Origin of the sequence: Achromobacter sp. (assembly GCF_036567245.1) — a bacterium.
Taxonomy (GTDB): domain Bacteria; phylum Pseudomonadota; class Gammaproteobacteria; order Burkholderiales; family Burkholderiaceae_B; genus Achromobacter.
Genome location: NZ_DATCUY010000448.1, coordinates 1 through 3,342 on the forward strand (window position 1 = coordinate 1; position 3,342 = coordinate 3,342).

The 3,342-nt window shown below is 65.0% G+C and carries 4 protein-coding genes and 1 pseudogene; 2 read left to right on the forward strand and 3 right to left on the reverse strand.

What is annotated here, in order from left to right; all coding sequences use genetic code 11:
- From secB to VIR09_RS19325, 3 genes are all read right to left on the reverse strand, one after another.
- Nucleotides 1–530, reverse strand: a 530-nt coding sequence (gene secB / locus VIR09_RS19315; RefSeq protein ID WP_332014332.1) for a protein-export chaperone SecB, incomplete at its 3' end; no start/stop codon positions are given.
- A 39-nt stretch (nt 531–569) separates the two neighbouring features.
- Nucleotides 570–827, reverse strand: a complete 258-nt coding sequence (grxC, locus tag VIR09_RS19320) for a glutaredoxin 3 (protein WP_088588734.1) — start codon at nt 825–827, stop codon at nt 570–572.
- A 47-nt stretch (nt 828–874) separates the two neighbouring features.
- On the reverse strand, nt 875–1,297 hold the full coding sequence (locus VIR09_RS19325) for a rhodanese-like domain-containing protein (RefSeq protein WP_199196740.1): 423 nt from the start codon (nt 1,295–1,297) through the stop codon (nt 875–877).
- Nucleotides 1,298–1,481: 184 nt separating this feature from the next.
- Here VIR09_RS19325 and gpmA point away from each other — a divergent pair, with 184 nt between their 5' ends.
- Together gpmA and VIR09_RS19335 are read left to right on the forward strand one after the other, a co-directional pair.
- Nucleotides 1,482–2,234, forward strand: a complete 753-nt coding sequence (gpmA, locus tag VIR09_RS19330) for a 2,3-diphosphoglycerate-dependent phosphoglycerate mutase (protein WP_105555955.1) — start codon at nt 1,482–1,484, stop codon at nt 2,232–2,234.
- 189 nt (nt 2,235–2,423) lie between these two features.
- Nucleotides 2,424–3,342 (forward strand): annotated as a pseudogene (locus VIR09_RS19335) (peptidase); the annotation flags it as partial.

The following is a 3,342-nucleotide window of genomic DNA, read 5'->3' on the forward strand; positions in this document are numbered from 1 at the left end:
GTGGCGCTGGGGGGCAGAATGATGCCCGAGTCGCTGCCGTTGCCATTGCCGTTGGTCGCGCCTTGCTGCTGTTGCAGTTCGGCCAGGCGCTGCTCGTACAGGGCCTGGAAGTTGACTTCCGTCAGGTGCAGCGGCGGCATCGAGGTGCGGGTGATCGCGTCGGCGATGTTGGCGCGCAGGTACGGGTACAGCATGGTCGGGCAGACGATGCCCAGCAGCGGATCCAGCTGCTCTTCCGGAATGTTGGCGGCTTCGAAGATGCCGGCTTGCGTGCCTTCGACCAGGTACACGACCTTATCGTTGATGCGGGTGGTGACGGTGACGGTGACCGTGGTCTCGAACACGGTTTCCGCCAGACGCTGGCCGCCCACGGTGATGCTCACTTCGACCTGGGGCGCTTCTTGCTCCAGGAAGACGTGAGGCGCGTTCGGCATTTCCAGCGAAAGGTCTTTCAGGTAGACGCGTTGCAGATTGAACGAGGGCGCGTCGTTGCCGCCTTCTTGCTGGGTGTTTTGGTCTTGATCAGCCATGAGTGTTTCCGTTGGTGGAGGGGGCAAAAGAGAGGGCGATTAGCCGTTCAGCAAGGGGGCAAGGCCACCCGAGCGGTCCAGGGCCATCAAGTCGTCGCAACCGCCGACATGGGTATCGCCGATGAAGATCTGCGGCACGGTGCGCCGGCCGGTACGTTCGATCATGACATCGCGCTGGGACGGGTCGCGGTCGATCTGGATGATCTCCAGGTCGGTCACGCCGCGTTGCTCGAGCAGAGCCTTGGCGCGGGCGCAGTAAGGACAATAGTCCTTGCTGTACATGACAACTTTATTCATAGGCGCTCCTGCGATTCGGGTTTGAAGAAAGGGACGGGCGCCCCGGTTCAACCCTTCTGGGTAACCGGCAGGCTGGCGGCCGACCAGGCGCGCATGCCGCCATCCAGCGGCACGACGTCGGTGAAACCTTGCGCGCGCAGCTTGGCTGCGGCACGGGCGGAATCGCGGCCATTGTCGCAAACCACGACCAGCGGCTTGTTCTTGGGCAGCGACGCGGCCTTTTGTTCGATGTCGGCGGCCGGCAAGTTGCGTGCCTGGGCGATATGGCCGGCCTGGAATTGCTCGGCGGGACGCACGTCGACCCACACGGCATTGCGCTGGTTGACCATCTGGATGGCCTCGCCGGTGCTGACGGCCGAGCCGCTGCGCCCCTTGCGGAGCGCGGGAATGGCCAGCATCACGCCGGAGATCACGGCGACGGCGACGATGAAGACGTTATTTTTATCGAGCAAGAATTGCAGAAGATCCACGGGGCATCCTGAAGTACGGCGACAAGCCTGGTAGGGGCGAACCCTTGGCGTCGCCTCAGGGGCCGCGCCAGGGAAATGGGCGGGTGCGCCGGGGCAAAATCAAGGGCAAAATCACTCAATTATAAAATGAGCGCATTCTTTAACCATCCCCTAACTTTAACCCGCGCGGAAAGCGTGCCAAACCATGCATAAACTTGTTCTGATGCGCCACGGCGAAAGCCAATGGAATCTGGAAAACCGTTTCACTGGCTGGACCGACGTCGACCTGACCGAAACCGGCCGTGAACAGGCCCGCAAGGCCGGAGAATTGCTGAAGAAAGAGGGCTACACCTTCGATCTGGCCTATTCGTCGCTGCTCAAGCGCGCCATCCGCACGTTGTGGATCGCGCTGGACGCCATGGACGCCATGTACACCCCCGTGGGCGTGAACTGGCGCCTGAACGAACGCCACTATGGCGCGCTGCAAGGCCTGAACAAGGCCGAAACCGCCGCCAAGTACGGCGACGAGCAGGTCCTAGTCTGGCGCCGCGCCTATGCCATCGCCCCGGAACCGCTGTCGCTGGACGACGAGCGTCATCCGCGTTTCGACAGCCGCTACGCCAAGATCCCGGCCGACCAGCTGCCGGCCACCGAGTGCCTGAAAGACACCGTGGCCCGCGTGCTGCCGTTCTGGAACGAGTCCATCGCCCCGGCCATCCGCTCCGGCCGCAAGGTGCTGGTCGCCGCCCACGGCAACAGCTTGCGCGCGCTCATCAAGCACCTGGACAATGTGTCCGACGACGACATCGTCAACCTCAATATTCCGACCGGCCAGCCGCTGGTCTACGAATTGGATGATGACCTGCGCCCCATCCGCCACTATTATCTGGGCGATGCCGCCGAGATCGAGGCGGCCATGGCTGCCGTGGCCGCCCAGGGCAAGGCCAAGAAGGACTAAAAGGACCCGTTCACACCAGATGGAACCCCGCATGATTGCGCAATCACCCTCCGGGCAGGCTGGCACTCGGGCGCCAGGCGTCGTGGTGGCCACCTTGCGTGGTGCAGGCCGCGCGGCGTCGGCCACGCCTGGCCTGGCCTTCGATTTCCAGTTTGTGCGAGGCTCCTTCCGGTGAGAGCAGGTCCTTCTATGCGTCACACGGCAGGGTTGTTGTTGGCGGTCATGTTGGCAGGTGGGGTGTTGTCGGCCCGCGCGGCCCCCAACGACCTTGCCGGGCGCCAGTCCGACGCCGAACGCCAGCAGGCCGCCTTGCGCGACCGCATCGAGAACCTGCAAAAGGACATCGACGGCCGCGAGGCCGCCCGCAAGGAAGCGGCCGACGCGCTCAAGCAGTCGGAGTCCTCGATTTCCAGGATCAACCTGCGCTTGCGGGAATTGGGCGAGGCCAACCGCCAGGCGCAGGCCGACCTGGCCAGCCTGGAAAAGCAGATTGGCGCGCAAGAGGCCGTGCTGGCAAAGCGCCGCACCGAGCTTGCCGATCAGCTGCGCACCCAATACACCAGCGGCGTGTCGCCCTGGACGGCGCTGCTGTCCGGCGACGATCCCCAGGTGCTGGGCCGTAACCTCGGCTACCTGGATTACGTGTCGCAGGCCCGCGCCAATGCCGTGCAGGCGCTGCGGGCCGACATCGACCGCCTGGCCGCCTTGCAGGCGCGTGCCGATGCCCGCCGCGGCGAGATCGAAAAGGTCGTGGCCGAAACCTCCGAACAGAAGACCGCCCTGGTCGGCCAGCAGAAAGAGCGCGCCACGCTGCTGGCGCAACTGGAAGGGCAGATCGCCGCCCAGCGCGCCGAAGCCAACAAGCTGGGCCGCGATGATCAGCGCCTGTCGCGCCTGATCACTGACCTGGACGCGGCGATCACCAAGCAGATCGAAGAAGCCCGCAAAGCCGAAGAGGCGCGCAGGAAGGCCGAAGAGGCGCGCCGCGTGGAAGAAGCCCGCCGCGCGGCCGAAGACGCCAAGAAGCGCGCCGAGGCGCAACGCCGCGCGGACGAAGCCCGCAAGAAGGCCGAGGCAGACCGCAAGCTGGCGGCCGACGCCGCCGCCC

Coding starts and splice junctions, on each gene's coding strand:
- gpmA (WP_105555955.1), top strand. CDS start 1,482: ATGCATAAACTTGTTCTGATGCGCCACGGCGAAAGCCAATGGAATCTG.
- grxC (WP_088588734.1), bottom strand. CDS start 827: ATGAATAAAGTTGTCATGTACAGCAAGGACTATTGTCCTTACTGCGCC.